The sequence below is a fragment of the Streptococcus sp. HMSC064H09 genome (assembly GCF_001812625.1).
Lineage (GTDB): Bacteria > Bacillota > Bacilli > Lactobacillales > Streptococcaceae > Streptococcus.
Genome location: NZ_KV809580.1, coordinates 56,283 through 73,495 on the forward strand (window position 1 = coordinate 56,283; position 17,213 = coordinate 73,495).

General features: G+C 42.0%; 16 protein-coding genes and 1 pseudogene. 3 read left to right on the forward strand and 14 right to left on the reverse strand.

Annotation, left to right across the window (positions count from 1 at the left end):
- From HMPREF2867_RS11185 to mecA, 12 genes and pseudogenes are all read right to left on the reverse strand, one after another.
- Window positions 1–112, reverse strand: a pseudogene (locus tag HMPREF2867_RS11185) (zinc ABC transporter ATP-binding protein); the annotation flags it as partial.
- Between the two features lies 1 nt (window position 113).
- Entirely contained in the window at window positions 114–557 is a 444-nt protein-coding gene (locus HMPREF2867_RS05285; RefSeq protein WP_038675197.1) for a zinc-dependent MarR family transcriptional regulator, read from the reverse strand.
- A gap of 163 nt (window positions 558–720) precedes the next feature.
- Window positions 721–1,698 carry a tRNA dihydrouridine synthase DusB gene (gene dusB, locus HMPREF2867_RS05290; protein WP_070576221.1) on the reverse strand — a complete coding sequence of 326 codons (978 nt, stop codon included), beginning with the start codon at window positions 1,696–1,698 and terminating at the stop codon, window positions 721–723.
- Entirely contained in the window at window positions 1,691–2,557 is an 867-nt protein-coding gene (hslO, locus tag HMPREF2867_RS05295) for an Hsp33 family molecular chaperone HslO (protein ID WP_070576224.1), read from the reverse strand. The genes dusB and hslO overlap by 8 nt, the downstream gene beginning before the upstream one ends.
- 79 nt (window positions 2,558–2,636) lie before the next feature.
- Entirely contained in the window at window positions 2,637–2,996 is a 360-nt protein-coding gene (locus HMPREF2867_RS05300; protein WP_070576227.1) for a hypothetical protein, read from the reverse strand.
- A 174-nt stretch (window positions 2,997–3,170) separates the two neighbouring features.
- Entirely contained in the window at window positions 3,171–4,589 is a 1,419-nt protein-coding gene (gene sufB, locus HMPREF2867_RS05305) for a Fe-S cluster assembly protein SufB (RefSeq protein ID WP_002883666.1), read from the reverse strand.
- Between the two features lie 75 nt (window positions 4,590–4,664).
- A complete protein-coding gene (gene sufU, locus HMPREF2867_RS05310) occupies window positions 4,665–5,096 on the reverse strand; it encodes a Fe-S cluster assembly sulfur transfer protein SufU (protein WP_070576230.1) in 432 nt (143 codons plus the stop codon).
- On the reverse strand, window positions 5,083–6,315 hold the full coding sequence (locus HMPREF2867_RS05315) for a cysteine desulfurase (RefSeq protein WP_070576233.1): 1,233 nt from the start codon (window positions 6,313–6,315) through the stop codon (window positions 5,083–5,085). The genes sufU and HMPREF2867_RS05315 overlap by 14 nt, the downstream gene beginning before the upstream one ends.
- 53 nt (window positions 6,316–6,368) lie before the next feature.
- A complete protein-coding gene (sufD, locus tag HMPREF2867_RS05320) occupies window positions 6,369–7,631 on the reverse strand; it encodes a Fe-S cluster assembly protein SufD (protein ID WP_048790376.1) in 1,263 nt (420 codons plus the stop codon).
- Window positions 7,632–7,667: 36 nt separating this feature from the next.
- A complete protein-coding gene (gene sufC, locus HMPREF2867_RS05325) occupies window positions 7,668–8,438 on the reverse strand; it encodes a Fe-S cluster assembly ATPase SufC (RefSeq protein WP_002883600.1) in 771 nt (256 codons plus the stop codon).
- 161 nt (window positions 8,439–8,599) lie between these two features.
- Window positions 8,600–9,757, reverse strand: coding sequence for a glycosyltransferase family 4 protein (locus HMPREF2867_RS05330; RefSeq protein ID WP_037598909.1), 1,158 nt, complete (start codon window positions 9,755–9,757; stop codon window positions 8,600–8,602).
- A 3-nt stretch (window positions 9,758–9,760) separates the two neighbouring features.
- Window positions 9,761–10,510 (reverse strand): adaptor protein MecA, encoded by a 750-nt coding sequence (gene mecA / locus HMPREF2867_RS05335; RefSeq protein ID WP_070576236.1) that lies wholly within the window; start codon window positions 10,508–10,510, stop codon window positions 9,761–9,763.
- 206 nt (window positions 10,511–10,716) lie between these two features.
- Between mecA and HMPREF2867_RS05340 the strand changes: the two genes are divergently transcribed.
- Window positions 10,717–11,088, forward strand: coding sequence for a DUF3021 family protein (locus HMPREF2867_RS05340; protein WP_002889766.1), 372 nt, complete (start codon window positions 10,717–10,719; stop codon window positions 11,086–11,088).
- Window positions 11,089–11,147: 59 nt separating this feature from the next.
- On the opposite strand, the gene HMPREF2867_RS05345 is transcribed toward HMPREF2867_RS05340, so the two are convergent.
- Entirely contained in the window at window positions 11,148–12,002 is an 855-nt protein-coding gene (locus tag HMPREF2867_RS05345; protein WP_037598902.1) for an undecaprenyl-diphosphate phosphatase, read from the reverse strand.
- A gap of 205 nt (window positions 12,003–12,207) precedes the next feature.
- On the opposite strand from HMPREF2867_RS05345, the gene HMPREF2867_RS05350 reads away from it, so the two are divergent.
- On the forward strand, window positions 12,208–13,755 hold the full coding sequence (locus HMPREF2867_RS05350; protein ID WP_070576239.1) for an ABC transporter substrate-binding protein/permease: 1,548 nt from the start codon (window positions 12,208–12,210) through the stop codon (window positions 13,753–13,755).
- Window positions 13,755–14,495, forward strand: a complete 741-nt coding sequence (locus HMPREF2867_RS05355) for an amino acid ABC transporter ATP-binding protein (protein ID WP_002886432.1) — start codon at window positions 13,755–13,757, stop codon at window positions 14,493–14,495. Before HMPREF2867_RS05350 ends, HMPREF2867_RS05355 begins: the two co-directional genes overlap by 1 nt.
- An 89-nt stretch (window positions 14,496–14,584) precedes the next feature.
- Here the strand turns inward: HMPREF2867_RS05355 and HMPREF2867_RS05360 are convergent, their stop codons facing one another.
- Window positions 14,585–17,152 (reverse strand): SEC10/PgrA surface exclusion domain-containing protein, encoded by a 2,568-nt coding sequence (locus tag HMPREF2867_RS05360; RefSeq protein ID WP_070576242.1) that lies wholly within the window; start codon window positions 17,150–17,152, stop codon window positions 14,585–14,587.
- Window positions 17,153–17,213 lie beyond the last annotated feature (61 nt).

Below are 17,213 nucleotides of genomic sequence, written 5' to 3' on the forward strand. Positions count from 1 at the left end.
TTTCCCCAGTTAGGGTCACAAACTCCCCAGAATCCAAATGATAGTGAATATTGTCCAGAACAGGCTCCGAATCATACTGGAAGCTCAGTCCTTCAACTGTAATATAGCGCATCTTAATCCTCGATTTTTTCTGCTAATTTTGTCAAGAAACGTCCAATCACCTGACGCTCTTGATTATCGAACTGATCCAATACAGACCGATAGACCCCCAAGGTCTCTTGGTGGTGTTCCTCATGCTCTTGGGCTATGGGTTGAGCTTCTTGTGTCAAGACAAAGTAGGTCACGCGCCCATCATCCTTATCTTTCTTAGCCTCCAACATGCCCTCTTTGACCAAGGTTTTAACTGCCTTGGTAACAGCAGCCTGGCTAACATTGAGGGTCTTAGCCAACTCAGAATTGGTCTTTCGTCCCTCAGACAAAAGCATGAGAATATGCTCCTGAGTATTGGTCAACTTAACCTGACTACGGCACTGACCAATGAGGAGCTCATGCTGATTTTCAGCCTTGAGCAAAATCTGATTAATCAATTGATTTACTTGTTCTTCTAGTTCTAGCATTGCTTTCTCCATTTACTTAACCAGTTAATTATATCGAAAATACCAAGGTTTTGCAAGGGAGGACCAAGAAAAAGATTGGTGATGGGCTATCATCACTATCAAGGAAGAATAAAGGTAAAATAAAAACCTAACCAAGCTGGTTAAGTTTTCATCAGATATAGATTTATCGCAAAGTTGCAAAGATTTCTTCGACCTGAGCCACAGACTCGGCACGTGAGACTTCGCCACGAACCTTAGCTGCTCCCGCTGTTCCACGAAGATAGTGTGGTGCAAGACCACGGAATTCACGGACAGCAATCTTTTCACCTTTAAGGTCTACCAAACGTTTGAGGTGGTCTTCAGCGATGTCCAATTTCTTATCAAATGGAAGCTCTGGCAACTCCTCTCCTGTTTCGAAGAAGTGGTTGATTTGCGTGAAAATGTAAGGATTGTTCATAGCTGCACGACCCACCATAACAGCATCTACACCAAGTTCTTCAATCATGAGTTTAGCATCTTGAACGCTTCGAACATCACCATTTCCGATAAATGGAATCTTGGTGATAGCCTTAGCAACACGGGCTAAAGTCTCGTGATCACAGTGGCCTGTGTACATCTGCTCACGAGTACGGCCGTGCATAGCAAGGGCAGAAACACCTGCAGACTCAGCTGCAAGAGCGTTTTCCACAGCCAAATCACTATTTGACCAACCCGTACGCATCTTAACAGTCAAAGGAATATCAAGTACCGACGTTACTTCCTTGACGATGTGGTAAATCTTGTCTGGATCCTTGAGCCACTTGGCACCAGCTTCATTTTTGACTACCTTATTGACCGGACAACCCATGTTGATATCAACGATATCAGCCTTGGTATTGGTCTGGATAAAGTCAGCCGCACGCTTCAAGCCCTCAGCATCACCACCGAAAAGCTGGATAGACATTGGATGCTCATTTTCATCAATATGAAGCATGTGGAGGGTCTTCTCATTATTGTAGAGGAGCCCTTTTTCAGAAATCATCTCCATAACCACAAGACCAGCACCAAATTCCTTGGCAATAGTACGGAAGGCCGAGTTGGTCACACCTGCCATAGGAGCTAATACTGTACGATGAGGAATCTCTACGTTTCCAATCATGAAGGACGAATTAAGTTTAGTCATTGATGAGTTCCTCCAAGTCAGCTTCTGAAAATTCATACTTGTTTTGACAGAATTGGCAGACAATTTCAGCCCCATGGTCCTCGTCTTTCATGGCTTGAAGTTCATCCTTACCAAGTGTCAAGAGGGCATTTTCAAAACGTTCACGTGAGCAATCACACTCAAAACTAAGCTCCTCTTCAGACAAACGTTTGAAAGGTTCATCCCCATAAATGGCATTCAAGAGAGCTTCGATATGGTCATCAGACTCCAAAAGCGTTGAAATTGCTGGCATCTCTTGGATGCGTTTTTCGTAACGAGCGATTTCTTCCTCGCTAGCACCTGGCAAGACCTGAAGCATGAAGCCACCAGCAACCTTGACCTTGTCCTCTTCGTCAAGAAGTACATTAAGACCTACAGCAGATGGCGTTTGCTCAGATTCTGTCAAATAGTAGGCAAAGTCTTCACCGATTTCACCAGAAATAAGTGGTGTTGATGACGTGTAGGGATTACCAGTTCCATAATCGATGATAGAAACAAACTGCCCTTGTCCCATGAAAGGACCCACCAAGACTTCACCAGTTGCTGTTTTCTTGATGTCCACACCTGGATTTTGGATGTAGCCCTTAACATGTCCTTTGGTATCAGCTACAGAGATGATATGCCCAAAAGAGCTGTTCCCGATAACTTTAACCGTAATTTTGCTCTCACCTTTTTGGTTAGCAGCCAAGATTTGATTGGCAATAAGGGTACGCCCCAAAGCAACTGTTGATGATGATAATGTATTGTGTTTTTCTTGTGCGGTTCTAACTGTTTCAGTGCTATCAAGAACGTAAGCACGGAAAGAACCTGATTCTGAAATTGTTTTTATTAATTTATCCATAGTGACTCTATTATAACACAAAAAAGAGGGTGGAAAAATCGTAAACGCTCGGCGTTTCTCTTCCACACTCTCTGTCAAACTACCATGAAAATTCGGACAGTTTTTCCCTCAAACTTGCTATTTTCCTATCGTCAAAATGGTGTTTCTGCCTTATTACAGGTGGCAAATTCTCCAAATACTCCATATAGACACTGACAAGGAGATTATAGTCATTAGTCGTCAAACGCTTGAGTTGACTATGAATGAAGGTAGTTGCCTGATCATACTGTTCATGGATTAACAAGTCATCAATGTAGTCATTTCCATCAATAGTGCGACCTCGCTCGTCCTCCACCTGACCTAAATCAATATCTAGAGTCTCAAATTTAAAAGCCTTACTGACAACATTAGCTGTCCCACGAATCTGATTGAGTAGCCAGTCACTGTTATATACTCCCATATTAGCCCCCTCCATTACTTGCTATTCAAATCTATTATATCTTTTTAAATAGCAGCTGTAAACGCTTTCTGATCATTACAATTACTCCCTTCCTAACATTAAGCTAGAGCTCATTTCTTGATTTTTCAAGCAAAACAAAAAGGACCGTCTGGTCCCTTTAGATTATCAGAGCTTTTACCCAACTGATCCTTCCATTTCATAACTAATCAAGCGGTTAAGCTCAACAGCATATTCCATTGGAAGTTCTTTGGTAAATGGTTCCACAAATCCCATGACAATCATCTCTGTTGCTTCTTGTTCTGAAAGTCCACGGCTCATGAGGTAGTAGAGTTGCTCTTCAGAAATCTTAGAAACCTTAGCTTCGTGTTCAAGCGCAACTTGTGAGTTATGGATTTCGTTGAATGGGATAGTATCTGATTTAGACAAATCATCCATCAAAATGGTGTCACATTCGATGTGAGATACCGATTTCTTAGAATCCTTGTTGAAAGTGACTTGTCCACGGTAGTCAACCTTACCACCATTACGGGCGATTGATTTAGAGACAATAGATGATGATGTATGCGGTGCATTGTGAATCATCTTAGCCCCTGTATCTTGGTGTTGACCCGCATTGGCGAAGGCGATTGAAAGCATGGTACCACGCGCACCTTCTCCATCAAGGTAAACAGATGGATACTTCATAGTTACTTCCGCTCCAAGGTTACCATCAATCCACTCAACAGTCGCATTTTTCTTAGCCGTAGCACGTTTAGTTACCAAGTTGTAGACGCTATCTGACCAGTTTTGGATAGTTGAGTAGCGCATGTAGGCACCATCAAGTGCAAAGATTTCAACGATAGCCGCATGAAGGCTGGCAGTTGTGTAAGTTGGCGCTGTACATCCTTCAACATAGTGAACGCTGGCACCTTCATCAACGATGATAAGAGTACGTTCAAACTGAGCAGTTGCTTCGTTATTGATACGGAAGTAGGTTTGAAGCGGAATATCCACCTTAACGCCTTTAGGTACATAGATAAAGGTACCACCTGACCAGAAGGCTGAGTTAAGGGCTGCAAATTTATTATCTGTTGGCGGAACTAGTTTTGAGAAGTACTTCTTGAAGAGTTCTGGATGCTCTTTAAGAGCTGAATCCGTATCTGTAAAGATAATCCCCAACTTGTCGTACTCTTCTTTCATATTGTGGTAAACCACTTCTGATTCATACTGAGCTGAGGCTCCAGCAAGATAAGCACGCTCTGCTTCTGGGATACCAATACGTTCAAAAGTTTCCTTAATTTTCTCAGGAACATCTTCCCAGTCACGAGCAGGTTTGTCTGATGCCTTTTGGAAATAAGTCAGGTCATCAAAGTTAATACCAGAAAGGTCTGGTCCCCACTCTTGCATAGCCATTTTGTTAAAGGTTTCCAATGATTTTAAGCGGAATTCAAGCATCCACTCAGGTTCCCCCTTTTCAGCAGACATGGCACGGACAACGTCTTCACTGATTCCTTTTCCGGTTGAAAAGACTGGTGTCACATCGTCATGGAAACCGTATTTATATTCTCCCAAATCAATGGGTTTTGGTTCTACTTTTTCATTTGTTTCAGTCATAGTATTTTCCTTTATTAAAGGTTTGATTCGTTTTCCTTTTTGCTTGGGCAAGGAGACTGACTGCTCCTTGACTTCCTAAAGCTCACTTCTCTCTATAGCTTTTTTAAGGGCATTCCAAGAGAGTGTTGCACATTTGATACGTTGTGGAAATTTAGAAACCCCCGCCAAGAGCTTAGCCTCACCTAGCTTATCTTCATCTTCATGATTTCCTTGAATCATAAGAGAGAAAATCTCCGCTAGTTCCAAAGCCTCTGCCTTAGTTTTACCAATAACCGCATCCGTCATCATACTTGATGACGCTGTAGAAATGGTACAACCATCTCCAGCAAAGGCAATGTCTTCAATCACGTCACCATCAAATTTTACTGACAGATTGATAACATCTCCACAAGTCGGATTATTCAGTTGAAGTTGCTCCACATCAGGTAGAACACCATGATGGTGAGGGCTCTTAGAGTGATCGGCCACAACAGCCATATATAAACTATCTAGTCTAGAGAGTGCCATTGAAAAACTCCTTCGTCGCAAGAATTGCCTCTACAAGCTTGTCACAATCCTCTTTAGTATTGTAAATATAGAAGCTTGCTCGGGCAGCTGATGAGATACCTATATGATTGATTAAAGGCTGAGCACAGTGGTGACCTGCACGCACTGCTACTCCTTCATAGTCAAGGGCAGTCGCCACATCATGAGGATGAAGCCCATCAATGTTAAAGGCAATAACACCTGCGTGCTGGCTAGGATTATCTGGACCGTAGACTGTCAATCCCTCAATCTCATGAAGTTTAGGCAAAACATAGTCTACTAACTCCTGCTCGTAAGCATGAACATTTTCCATACCTAAAGCAGAGAGGTAGTCCACAGCAGCACCAAGAGCAATAGCCCCCGCAATGTTAGGTGTACCAGCCTCAAATTTCCAGGGCAATTCCTTCCAAGTGGCTTCCTGTTCATAAACGAAATCAATCATTTCACCACCAAATTCAATAGGATTCATCTGGTTAAGAATCTCTTCCTTGCCGTAAAGAACCCCAATCCCTGTTGGACCTAACATCTTATGTCCAGAAAGGGTGAAGAAATCACAATCCAAATCCTGAACATCAGTAGCCATGTGAGGCGCCGATTGGGCACCGTCCACCACCATATAGGCACCAACTTGGTGGGCGAGCTTGGCAATTTCTTTGACAGGATTGATGCAACCTAAAACGTTAGAAACCTGAGCTAGACTGACAAATTTTGTCTTTTCAGTAATCTTGTTGGCCAAATCTTCCATATCCAATTGGCCATCTTTCAAGTAGGCGTAAACAAGTTTAGCCCCCGTCTTCTTACAAGCTTCCTGCCAAGGAATGATATTCGAGTGGTGTTCCATAATTGAAATAATCACCTCATCTCCTGGCTCAAGAACCTGCTCTGCAAAACGACCAATCCAGTTAAGACCTGTCGTCGTTCCACGGGTAAAAAGGACCTCTTTGGTTGATTTAGCATTGATAAATTGACGAAGCTTTTCACGACTAGCTTCGTAAGTAGCTGTTGCACGCTCAGCCAAGGTATGTACACCACGGTGAACATTGGCATTGTCCTCATGATAGTAAGCCATGAGAGCGTCCAAAACGACTTGAGGCTTCTGGGTCGTTGCTGCATTATCCAAGTATACCAAAGGTTCATCATTAACTACCTGATCTAAAATGGCAAAATCTTGTCGAATCTTATAGGCATCTAAAGCTGACATCTTATCTCCCTATCTAGATATATTATAGGTTAGACTATCTGCGTCGATAGTTCCTAACGTTTGTTTAGTTTTGTATCAGTTACAGAAATCATTTCATCGCGTACTTCTTTAACTGGAATTTCGGTAATAACCGCTCCCAAGAAACCGCGAATAACCAAACGTTCTGCAGTGTCTTGATCAAGTCCACGACTCATGAGGTAATACATATCCTCTGGATCCACCTGACCGATTGAAGCAGCATGCCCTGCCGTAACTTCGTTTTCGTCAATCAAGAGGATTGGGTTCGCATCTGAACGTGCCTTGTCAGAAAGCATTAGAACACGGCTTTCTTGTTGTGCATCAGCACCCTTAGCACCTTTGACAATGTGACCAATACCATTGAAAGTCAAGGTACCACGTTCCAAAATAACACCATGTTGTAGGATATGTCCCACAGAGTTGTTACCATAGTTAGTTACACGAGTATCAATTCCTTGAACCTGACGCCCTGATGAAAGACCAATAACTTTAAGGTTGGCATGACTTCCATTACCAATCAAGTCACTATCAAAGTCAGCAATAACATTGCCCTCGTTCATGATACCAAGAGCCCAGTCAATGCTGGCATCACGACCGATACGACCACGACGACTAATATAAGTTGTAACGTTTTCGCCCAAACGGTCAATAGCAGCAAACTTAACTTGTGCACCATCTTGAGCAATGACTTCAACTGAAATGTTGGCACTAGCTTTTTCAGTCGCTTCACCTAGCGTTTCAAAGCGCTCAAGGTAAGTCAATTTACTGTTTTTACCAGCCACAATCAAAACGTGTTTGTTAAATGGAACATTTGAAGTTCCATCTTGGTAAAAATAGCTTTCAACTGGCAAGTCAATTTCAACATTATCTGGTACGTAAAGGACCGCTGCACTATTGAAATAGGCATAGTTATAAGCTGCCAATTTGTCCTCATCATAGGCTACAGCCTTACCAAAGAAGGCTTCAACGACTTCTGGGATTTCCTCAAGAGCAGTCGTCAGGTCTGTGAAGACCACACCTTGACTAATCAAGTCAGCTGGCAATTGTTCAAGTACAGTATTTGTTCCTACTTGGACCAATTTAGGGTTGTTTCCAAGCGCTGTAAAATCAGGTACATTTGCTGATGGTTCATTTTCAGTAATCGTTCCATCACCGAGATTCCAACGGTGGAATTTAACACGCTCAATTTTTGGAAGAGCCAAGCTTTCAAGCTTATCAAAGGCTGCTTGACGAAGGTCTTGCAACCAAAGTGGCTCTGCTTTTGCTTGTGAAAAAGCGATAATAGATTCTTTTGACATAGGTTACTCCTTTTCTAGTTATTTCGAGTAACAGACTTACGCTTCTTCGTGGTACTCGTAACCGAGCTCTTCAGCGATTTTCGCATAACCTTCTTGCTCAAGACGAGCAGCCAATTCAGGACCACCTGAAAGAACCACTTTACCTTCCATCATCACGTGTACGACATCTGGAGTGATGTAGTTCAAGAGACGTTGGTAGTGAGTGATAATCATGGCACCAAAGCCTTCGCCACGCATAGCGTTAACCCCTTTTGAAACCACTTTAAGGGCATCGATATCAAGACCTGAGTCAATCTCATCGAGAAGAGCAAACTTAGGTTCCAACATGAGCAATTGAAGAATTTCGTTACGTTTTTTCTCACCACCTGAGAAACCTTCGTTAAGGTAACGCTCAGCCATTTCTTCACGCATACCAAGCAATTCCATCTTTTCATCCAATTTAGTGATGAAATCAAGAACAGAAATCTTTTCGTCATCTTCTTTACCAGCGTTCATAGCCGCACGGATGAACTCAGCATTTGTGATTCCTGGGATTTCAGCTGGGTATTGCATAGCAAGGAAAAGACCTAGACGTGCACGTTCGTCAACTTCCAAGTCAAGGATACTTTCACCATCAAAAAGGATGTCCCCTTCTGTGATTTCATAGTTTGGATTACCCATGATAGCAGCTGAAAGGGTAGATTTACCAGTTCCGTTAGGACCCATGATAGCAGCAATCTCACCAGTTTTAAGAGTCAAATTAAGACCCTTCAAGATTTCTTTATCTTCAACAGAAACATGAAGATTTTTGATTTCAAGTACAGACATTGTATACTCCTTTTTCATATATACAGCGAGCAGTCGCTCGCTAATTTGCATTATTTTTTTGAAAATAGTCTTGCTATTTTCTGGAAAACAAAAAGAGAACTTCCATTTTCCTTAATTAGAATCATTATAACAAAAAAGCCATTACTTGGCTTTTCAAATGTTTAATTTTTTCGCCCTTGCTTCCATTTTAACAGGGTTGCTTGGCGATAATCACTATTTCCGATAAATTTCAGGAGGTTGAAGAGAGGTGTTCGACCAACGCCCCAAATCTCAAGCCCTTCAATCAGAATTTCCATTCCCAGAAGTAAACTCAAGAGCAAGAGAATACCACCAAGACGGCTAGAAACATTTAACAAGAGGGCAATCAATGAAAAGAGGATAGCGATGGCATAGACCACTAGAACCGCTCCACGATGAGTAAAGCCCATAGCTAGGAGACGATGATGCAAATGCATCTTGTCAGCTTCCATAGCTGGGCGCCCTGACAACTTACGGCGGACAATAGCCACCACTGTGTCAACAATTGGCACTCCAAGGATAATAACAGGTGACAAAATAGCCACCGCTGTCGCATTTTTCAACCCTTGCAATGACAAGACACCAATCATAAAGCCAATAAAGAGCGCCCCTGTATCACCTAGATAGATAATCGCTGGATGATAATTGTAAGGGAAAAATCCCACAATGGCAGCCACCAAGACAAAGATAGTCATGGTCAAGAAAATATCAGTGTCATAGAGGAAGAAATAAGAAATCACCCCCATAGTCATAAGGGAAATGATAGAAACTCCTCCAACTAAGCCATCCAAACCATCAATCAGATTAATGGCATTGGTGATGGCCGCAATCCATAACACCGTTAAAATCAAGGTCAAGACCGGCCCAAAATGAATCATGGGACCACCAAATGGAATCTTAAAGCTATCAAATCGGAAGTCTGTAAAAGCCCAAACGATGACAGCTCCAATGACAATACCAAGCATCTTAGGTAGAGGCTTTAATTCCAAGATATCATCAATGAAGCCAGTCAGAGCTACGACAGATCCTCCTACAACAACCGGCAAGATGTACCTGATGTAGGAAACATGCCAGATATCCTTATGAATAATCATAGGCATAAAGACCAAGGTCGCTAGTACAAAGGCCAACAAAATAGCTAGACCACCAGCACTAGGCATTGGCTTTTTATTGATACGTCTTGCATTGGGATTGTCAACAGCTCCGACACGTAAGGCCAAAGAGCGTACCAAAGGAGTCGCCACAATGGCAATCAAAAAGGTCCCAATCAAAACGAATATATAGTTAATGGTCCAAGGCATGTCTTAGCTCCATTTCGTTGCTTGTAGTACCGGTAAGGCGTCCTCTTCCATCAAAATTGTTGCATGCTCTTGTAGGTAGGCACGTGTTCGGTCTGCCACATTCGCATATTCAAGAAAACGCGCATACATATTGTTCGCGTAATAATCAGGCTCATCAGCCAAGTAAAGAAGGATTGTCATATAGTAGACATTCCCAAGTTTATAAAGCTCAGAACCTTCAACAGGTACATTCTTCAAGCCTTGTGTAAAGGTCACTACTTGATCAAAGTCAGAGAAAGCCAAGACATAGTGGGTATAGTCTTCACGAATATTTTCTTCAGCCACTTCCTTGGTAGGCTCTGTCATAGCCTTATCAACTTCTTCCAAGGTCTTCTCAAGTTCTTCGAGCTTATGGTGTGCTTCGATATCCCCCTTGTCCATAAAGTTACCTTCAAGAGCCTTGAGGAACTCTTCTGGAGAAAGCCCTGAGTAGTCGTCCATATCTGACAAATCGTTGAAATCAAGGTCTTCCTTAAGATCTGATTTAGTCACAAAGACATCCACACGGTCCTTGCGTGGCGTGACACGGAAGCTCAGCATCCCGCTATTTTTAAAGTTATCAGGCAAGTCCAACTCATCCATGACAGTGTAGAAAAATTCCTCTGTTTTTTCCTGGGGAATCAAGAAATCTTTCAATTCCATACCATGTTCTTCAAGATCTTCCATGGTAATCATGATTTTTAGAGTTGTCTCGCTTATTTGTTTCATTTCCATATGTAAAAAACCTCGCACGAGTAGTTATTTCATTATACTAGAAAAGCCAAGAGATAGCAATTTCTGAGCAAGTTTGCGTCTTATTTAGGATAGGGTTTCTAAAAACTTCTTAATGCTAACAAAACCTTGTATTTCCCCATTAATACCTGTCATCTCCCCCAGAAAGCGATATAATATAAATGAAACTATACGTGGAGGTGATGACCATGACTGCCTACAAAAAAGGGTGGCTACGAGCTAGCATTGCTGGGGGAATAACGAGTTTATTGACGCTCTTTCTCTACTTGTCGGGGCAACCTCATCAAGTAAACAAATCTACCTTTCTTACGGGGCTAATTGTCGCCATCATACTAGCAACTGCTCCCATTTACGACGATAACCGTTTATCGCTCAAACAGCAATCACTGCTCCACTTCTCTATCATGTGTGTTACCATTCTTCCAATCCTCTGTTTGTCCGGATGGTATCCCTTGCATAATGTCGTGGACTTCTTGAAAATCCTAGCTAGCTTCTTAACTTGCGGACTGGTCCTATGGTTGCTGGCTTATCTCATCTTTGGAAAACTTATCCACAAATGACTTCAAAACCAGATAAAAAGGACTCCAATTGAAGTCCTTTTCAGTTTACTTAAAAGTAATTATCCAAAAATAAGTTTAACAGCTCCATAGAGAAGCACAATAATACCAAGCACGATACGGTATTTTCCGAAAACTGTAAAATCATGTTTCTTAATGTAATTCATCAAGAAGCGAATCACGAACAAGCTGACAACAAAGGCTGTCACACTAGCTACCAAGAGAATAGCTGCTTGTCCACCTGTCAAAGTATTTCCGTCAATGAAGTACTTAACTGCCTTAAGGCCACTGTAACCAAACATGGTTGGAATACCAAGGAAGAAAGTGAAGTCAGCAGCTACGCTACGACTAGTACCAACGATGATACCCCCAAGAATAGTAGCACCTGAACGGCTTGTCCCTGGAATGATACTCAAGACTTGGAAAAGACCAATATAGAAAGCTGTCTTGTAAGACATACGTGCCAAATCCGTTACCTTAGGCTCTACACGTCGATTGCGGTCCTCAATCCAAATAAAGGCAATCCCGTAGACCACCAACATAATAGCTACTACAAAGAAATTACTGAGATGAGCCTCCATCCAGTCATCTAAAAGAAGCCCAAAGAAGGCTGAAGGAATACAGGCAATGACCACCTTGAGCCAAAGTTGCCAAGTCAACTGCACTTCACGTGCTGTCTTACCAGGTTGGAAGGGATTCAAGCGTTTAAAGTAGATGACCATAACCGCAAGAATAGCACCAAGTTGGATTACGATATTAAACATATCAATGAAATCTTTACTCTGTCTCAAATTCAAGAATTCATTAACCAAAATCAAGTGACCTGTAGATGAAATAGGTAGCCACTCTGTGATTCCTTCGACAATCCCAAGAAAGACTGCTTTTAGTAATTCAATAATAAATTGTGCCGTTTGCATAATTATCTCCGTTTTAAAATGCTAGCCCCATCACACCAAAAATGATCAGGGCTCCAAATTGTCCTTCCCATTATATCAAATTACAACTTGTATTTGAAGACAATCTTGATATAGAGATTGTTTTTCTAATCCCAGCTTATTGTCATTAGTCCTAATTTCCTGTAAAATAGTAAGGTATGACATTTTTATAGGAGACATTGTTTCAATGAAAAAAATTATTGTAGCCTGCTTTGCAGCGCTCCTCCTCGTTTTTGGTGGGGTATCAAGCGCTCAAGCAGACGAGTATCTCCGTGTCGGTATGGAGGCTGCCTATGCACCTTTCAACTGGACACAGGACGATGACTCAAACGGAGCCGTTCCAATCGAAGGTACTAAACAGTATGCCAACGGTTATGACGTGCAAATCGCTAAAAAAATTGCTCAAGCCCAAGGTAAGAAACCCTTGGTGGTCAAAACAGCTTGGACAGGTTTGATTCCTGCCCTCACTTCTGGCAAAATCGATATGATTATCGCTGGTATGAGTCCAACAGCTGAACGTCGTCAAGAAATTGACTTTTCAGATAGCTACTACCGAAGTGAGCCTGTTATGGTTGTTAGCTCTGATGGTGATTATGCCAACGCTAAGAGCCTCAAAGACTTCAAGGATGCTAAAATCACAGCTCAACAAGGGGTTTATCTCTATAATTTAATTGACCAAATCCCAGACGTCAGCAAACAAACAGCTATGGGAGACTTCGGTGCTATGCGCCAAGCCCTTGCATCTGGTATCAGCGATGGTTATGTTTCAGAGCGTCCTGAAGCAAAAACTGCCGAAGAAGCTAGCTCAAAATATAAGATGATTACGCTTAAAGATGGTGGTTTCCAGGTTTCAGACGATGACGTCTCCTTGGCCGTCGGCCTTCGCAAAGGAGACAGCCAGCAAATGGAACAAGTCAATAAGGTCCTTGCTGGAATCAGCCAAGAGGAACGTGCTAAACTGATGGATCACATCATTGACATTCAACCTGCAGATAAGACTGATGAGGCTAAAAAAGGAAACTTCTTTAGTCAGATGAGCAATATCATCGCTAAGAACTGGCCACAATTCTTACGTGGTACAGGAATTACCCTTCTTATCTCAATTATCGGTACAGTTGTGGGTACTTTCATCGGTCTTATGATTGGTGTTTACCGCACAGCTCCTAAGGCTGCTAATAAATTTGTAGCCTTGCTCCAAAAACTCTTCGGTTGGGTGCTTAATGTCTATATCGAAGTTTTCCGTGGTACGCCAATGATTGTACAATCTATGGTTATCTACTACGGTACTGCCCAGGCCTTTGGTATCAATATTGACCGTACCCTAGCAGCTGTCTTCATCGTTTCTATCAACACTGGAGCCTACATGAGTGAAATCGTTCGTGGTGGTATCTTCGCTGTAGATAAAGGACAATTTGAAGCTGCAACTGCTCTTGGATTTACCCATGGTCAAACCATGCGTAAGATTGTTCTTCCACAGGTTATCCGTAACATCTTGCCAGCTACTGGTAATGAGTTCGTTATCAATATCAAGGATACCTCTGTTTTGAACGTTATCTCTGTTGTGGAACTTTACTTCGCAGGTAACACTGTCGCAAGCCAAACTTATCAATACTTCCAAACATTCTTTGTTATCGCAGCAATCTACTTTGTCCTTACCTTCACAGTGACACGCATCTTGCGTTATGTAGAACGCCGTTTGGATCAAGATACTTACACACAAGGAGGGGTTCACTAATGACTGAGACGATTTTAGAAATTAAAAACCTCAAAAAATCATACGGAAAAAATGAAGTCCTCAAAGATATCTCCCTCAGCGTCAAAAAGGGTGAGGTTATCTCAATTATTGGTTCTTCAGGTTCAGGGAAATCAACCTTCCTTCGCTCTATTAACCTACTCGAATCACCTTCAGGTGGTGAAATCCTCTATCATGGGGACAACGTCCTTGAAAAAGGTTACGACCTCACTACCTATCGTGAAAGACTCGGTATGGTTTTCCAATCCTTCAACCTCTTTGAAAACCTTAATGTCTTGGAAAATGCTATCGTAGCTCAAACAACTGTTCTCAAACGTGACCGTAAAGAAGCTGAAAGCATCGCCAAAGCTAACTTGGAGAAAGTTGGTATGGGGGAACAATACTGGAAAGCTAAACCAAAGCAACTTTCAGGGGGACAAAAACAACGTGTAGCAATCGCTCGTGCCCTCTCTGTTGATCCAGAAGCCATCCTCTTTGACGAGCCAACTTCAGCCCTTGACCCAGAAATGGTAGGGGAAGTACTCAAGACTATGCAGGAGCTATCTGAAACTGGTTTGACCATGATTATCGTTACCCATGAAATGGAGTTCGCACGTGATGTTTCAGACCGTGTCATCTTCATGGATAAAGGGGTAATTGCTGAACAAGGTAGCCCAGAACAAATCTTTGAAAATCCTAAAGAAGAACGTACTAAGGAATTCCTCAAACGTTTCTTGGGTTAAAAACAAAAAAGTTAAGGTTTCGGCCTTAACTTTTTTAGATTCTCAGACATACAAAAAAACGGCAGTTGCCGTTTTTTTGTCTATAATGATTAGTTACGACGTGTACGTCTGTCAACGAAACCAAGAAAGGCCAAGAGTGTCATGAAGAGACCTACAAGACTGAATCCAACTGCAGTTGACTCACCTGTTTCTGGCAAGCTGTCTGCTTCTTGTACAGGAGCTTGTTTCTCAGCTTTTGTTTGACCATAATTTACAGGAACTTGAGCTACAGTTTGAGCTGCTTGTTCTTGTGTTGTGAAAGCAATAACTTTCCCATCTACATCGTAAACAGGTACTGGTGTAAGACCTTTAGATGTAATGTTAGCGAACTCTTTAGCCAATTGTGTTTGACGCTCTTTGTCTGCCTTAGCTTTCATGTAGTTATCGAAAGCTGTTTGAACAGTTGTGTATTCGCTCGTTAATTTATCACGCTTAGCTGACAATTCAACAAGTTTCGCACGTTCAGTTGAAAGAGCTGCTTTCGCCGCAGTAAATTTGGCAAAGGCTGTTGCACGTTCTGCTTTAGCCTTAGCTAGGTTACCTGAAGCATTTGTAAGGGCTGCTACACGGTTCTTAGCATCAGTCAAGGCTTGGTTAGCTTGTGTCAATGCTACTTGTTTCTTAGCAGTATCTTGCTTAGCAGCGTTGTATGCATTTGTCAAACGTTGCAAGGTTGCAGAACTTGTCGCAAGTTTATCTTTAGCTGTTTTAAGCTCTGCTTGTTTTTCATCAAGAGTTGCTTGAGCTTTGCTAAGGGCTGCTGCTTTTTCTTGTGCGTTAGCATTAAGGTTTTCAACTGCAGCGTTAGCTTTTTCCAATTCTGATTTAGCAGTTGCAAGGGCTGCTTGTTTTTCAGAAAGGTTATTCTGAGCAGCTGCCAACTTGCTTGCAGTCGCTTTAAGAGCTGCAAGTTCTGACTGAGTATTCTTAAGCTTAAGAGTTGCTGACTCAGAAGCCGCTTTCTTGCTAGCCAAGTCACTTTGAGCTTGATCGTTAGCTTGCTTAGCAGCTTCATAAGCTGCTTTTGCAGCAGCAAGATTTGCATTTGAAGATGATTGAGATTGGTTACCTTCATATGGGTTAGCAATCTTAGTTGTGTCAAAGCTACTATCAGAAGCGATAGAATTTTTATTGACATTGTTTACGTGAACGTTAAAGGCACCGGCAACAACACTGATGTCTGTTCCAATGTAAGACTCACCACCATCTGCTGTAAGTCCAGAGATAGAACGAGCATGGTTCCACTCATTACCGTTAAACATGAAGTCAAGCATAGCTTCATAGACATATTTCTTAATGTCGTTAAGAGTAAATGGTCCTGTCAAACCTTGCCATGTATTAAGGTTTTCACCAATACTTACACTATTAAATGACTTACCAGCACGGTCAAGGGCGGCACTATCATGTCGTTTATGGGTAATAGCTTCCCAACCCCAGTTATCTGCTACATAACCATCTGAAACACGGTCAGCCGCAAGAACACTACCTTTTGAAACAGATGTTTGAGTTGTACCAAAGGCTGTACGAATTTGGTTAATCAAACTTGAAGCATACAATGACAAATCTGTAATTTGAGCTTCACTAAGGTTATTCAAATCACTAATTTTAACATTTTTATCCGCTTCATTATCTTGATAACTATTGTTACCACGATCACGTTTATTAACGTTCTTCAAGACTTGTTCAGCTTGAGCTTTTTCTGCTGCGGTCGCTGTTTTAGACTCATGAATCTTAAGAGCATTGACATACTCTTGTGACACTGAGAATTTTTGACGAACATTAGCTGTTGAAGTTGTTGAAGATTCTGCTTTTTTCTTAGCTGCTTCAGCGGCTGCAAGAGCAGCTGACTTTTCATTAGCTACTGTTTGAGCAGTCTCATAAGCTGCTTTAGCTTGGTTTGCTGCATTTTGATCTGCAGTCAATTGCCCTTCTTTAGCTGAAATAGCAGTAGCTTTTTCTTTATCAGCTGCCTGAGCGGCTGCCAATTCTTCTTGAGCTTTTTTCTCAGCTGCTGTTGCAGCATCAAAAGCTGATTGTGCTTTAGCCTGATTCGAAGCTGCCTCAGAAGCGCTAGAACCATTAAGGGCTGCTTTAGCGGCATCTACTGATTTTTGAGCATTAGCCACTTCAGTAGCTTTTGCATTGACATTAGCTTGATCTGTATTAACGACAGCTTGCTGTTTGTCTGCTGCATCTTTGGCAGTTTTTTCTGCTGATTGAGCTGTTTCGACTGCTGACTTAGCTTCCTTAGCCGCATTTTCTGCAGTAGTTACTTGACCTTGAGCGGCAGCAATAGTTTCTGGGCTTGCTTCATCGGCTGCTGTTTGTGCCTTTTGCAAGTTAGCATCTGCTGTCGCTAGATTTGCTTGAGCCTGGTTGGCAACTGCTTCACGATTAGCAACTACTGACTCTTGTTGCGATACTGCTTGATTTGCAGCGTTGGCTTGTTCTCTAGCCGCTTCAACTTGGGCTTGAGTTGGGACAGCTTGTGTAGCTGTCGATGATACTGATGCTGTTGTTGAGGCTTGATCGTTTGTCGTTACCTCATCAGCTTTAGCAACTGTAGCAGAAACTGCAAGTGCTGCAATTCCAGCTGTCGCCAAAACCTTTTTATTCATAAGACGAACTCCTTTTTATGTTAAAAATTCACTACTATATAATAACATTTTAATAATCCCG

Bases quoted from the DNA above. Each gene is read 5' to 3' on its own strand.
- HMPREF2867_RS05360 (WP_070576242.1), bottom strand. From the start codon at position 17,152: ATGAATAAAAAGGTTTTGGCGACAGCTGGAATTGCAGCACTTGCAGTT.
- dusB (WP_070576221.1), bottom strand. From the start codon at position 1,698: ATGACTAAACTTAATTCGTCCTTCATGATTGGAAACGTAGAGATTCCT.
- HMPREF2867_RS05315 (WP_070576233.1), bottom strand. From the start codon at position 6,315: ATGTCAGCTTTAGATGCCTATAAGATTCGACAAGATTTTGCCATTTTA.
- HMPREF2867_RS05355 (WP_002886432.1), top strand. From the start codon at position 13,755: ATGACTGAGACGATTTTAGAAATTAAAAACCTCAAAAAATCATACGGA.
- sufB (WP_002883666.1), bottom strand. From the start codon at position 4,589: ATGACTGAAACAAATGAAAAAGTAGAACCAAAACCCATTGATTTGGGA.
- HMPREF2867_RS05340 (WP_002889766.1), top strand. From the start codon at position 10,717: ATGACTGCCTACAAAAAAGGGTGGCTACGAGCTAGCATTGCTGGGGGA.
- HMPREF2867_RS05285 (WP_038675197.1), bottom strand. From the start codon at position 557: ATGCTAGAACTAGAAGAACAAGTAAATCAATTGATTAATCAGATTTTG.
- HMPREF2867_RS05330 (WP_037598909.1), bottom strand. From the start codon at position 9,757: ATGCCTTGGACCATTAACTATATATTCGTTTTGATTGGGACCTTTTTG.
- hslO (WP_070576224.1), bottom strand. From the start codon at position 2,557: ATGGATAAATTAATAAAAACAATTTCAGAATCAGGTTCTTTCCGTGCT.
- mecA (WP_070576236.1), bottom strand. From the start codon at position 10,510: ATGGAAATGAAACAAATAAGCGAGACAACTCTAAAAATCATGATTACC.
- sufC (WP_002883600.1), bottom strand. From the start codon at position 8,438: ATGTCTGTACTTGAAATCAAAAATCTTCATGTTTCTGTTGAAGATAAA.
- HMPREF2867_RS05300 (WP_070576227.1), bottom strand. From the start codon at position 2,996: ATGGGAGTATATAACAGTGACTGGCTACTCAATCAGATTCGTGGGACA.
- HMPREF2867_RS05350 (WP_070576239.1), top strand. From the start codon at position 12,208: ATGAAAAAAATTATTGTAGCCTGCTTTGCAGCGCTCCTCCTCGTTTTT.
- HMPREF2867_RS05345 (WP_037598902.1), bottom strand. From the start codon at position 12,002: ATGCAAACGGCACAATTTATTATTGAATTACTAAAAGCAGTCTTTCTT.
- sufD (WP_048790376.1), bottom strand. From the start codon at position 7,631: ATGTCAAAAGAATCTATTATCGCTTTTTCACAAGCAAAAGCAGAGCCA.
- sufU (WP_070576230.1), bottom strand. From the start codon at position 5,096: ATGGCACTCTCTAGACTAGATAGTTTATATATGGCTGTTGTGGCCGAT.